Raw genomic sequence first — 1,374 nt, 5'->3', positions numbered from 1 at the left:
GCCGCTAAATGTCAAAGTTAATTTTTACATCCGAACAAATTCGAGTTTTGAGAAGAAATCCGTACGTTAAAAATGTATCAGAGAAAAGCATTACTTATTCTGATGAATTCAAACGCCATTTTGTTTCAGAATCATTGGATTCAAAAGCGGCTAAACAAATATTTATTGAAGCAGGATTTGATCCGGAAATGCTTGGTGAAAGCCGGATAAAAGCATTCGCTAAGAAATGGCGAAAAAGATATCGTGATAATGGTGTTTTGGCATTGAAAGATACTCGACAAAACCGGTCAGGCAGACCGCGAAAGACTGAACGAACACCTGAACAACAAATTGAACAGTTACAAGCTAAAATTTCATTATTAGAGCAGGAAAATGAATTGTTAAAAAAATCAGAATGGAGCGAAAGGAGGCTAGAAAACAGCGAAAAGACTAGTGAAACCTTCGCAAGAATCCATAGAATGAAAACAGATGGTTCCTACACAGGAACGATTATAGATGCATGTGAAACGCTGGAGGTTTCTCGCTCAGGTTATTACAATTATTTAAAGGGCTTAGCCCAGAGAAACGTACGAGAAGAGGAAGATCAAGCTTGGAGAATCCAAATTGAAAACGCCTATAGCTACCGTGGTTACAAGAAAGGCTCTCGTAGTATTGTCATGTATTTCAAGAATATTCTAGGAATGACAGTCAATCGTAAAAAGGTCCAGCGCTTGATGAGGAAATTTCATATTTTCTGCCCCATTCGTAAAGCGAACCCCTATAAGAGAATGGCGAAAGCTACCAAAGAACACCACACTGTTGAGAATAAATTGGAGCGTCAATTTGTCCAAGGAATAGCTCATAAAGTTCTCTTAACTGATATCACTTATTTACCTGGAGCCAATGGATTTATGGGTTATTTGTCGACCATTAAAGACGGCACGACGAAAGAGATACTCGCTCACTATGTATCTGATAACCTAAAACTAGCTATCTCATTAACTACCATTGATGTATTAATGAGCGCCCACGGCGCAACGTTACACAAAGATGCCTTTATCCATTCAGATCAGGGCGTGCACTATACGAGTCCTAAATTCCATAAGAAGTTGGCGGATAATGACTTAGGACAGTCCATGTCTAGAAGAGGTAATTGTTGGGACAACGCTCCTCAAGAGTCGTTCTTTGGTCATTTGAAAGATGAAATGGAGTATAAAAGTTGTGTCCATTTAGAAGAGTTACGAGCAATAGTAGATGATTACATAGACTACTATAATAATGAACGCGGACAATGGAACCTAAAAAAATTGCCTCCTGTTCATTACAGGGAGCAATTTTTATCGGGTGTTGCATAAGGTCTTTTTTTTTAATGTCCTTGACACAGGGTCCATTTTA

1 protein-coding gene is annotated in these 1,374 nt (G+C 38.6%); it reads left to right on the top strand.

Going from position 1 to position 1,374, the window contains the following annotated elements; all coding sequences use genetic code 11:
• The first annotated feature begins 8 nt into the window (after nucleotides 1-8).
• Nucleotides 9-1,334 carry an IS3 family transposase gene (locus tag B9P78_RS09560; RefSeq protein WP_094519183.1) on the top strand — a complete coding sequence of 442 codons (1,326 nt, stop codon included), beginning with the start codon at nucleotides 9-11 and terminating at the stop codon, nucleotides 1,332-1,334.
• The last annotated feature ends 40 nt before the right edge of the window (nucleotides 1,335-1,374 follow it).

This window comes from Aerococcus sp. 1KP-2016, from assembly GCF_002252085.1.
GTDB lineage: Bacteria > Bacillota > Bacilli > Lactobacillales > Aerococcaceae > Aerococcus.
The sequence above is the reverse complement of the archived record's forward strand: the minus strand, read 5'-3'. Positions and strand labels throughout refer to the sequence as shown.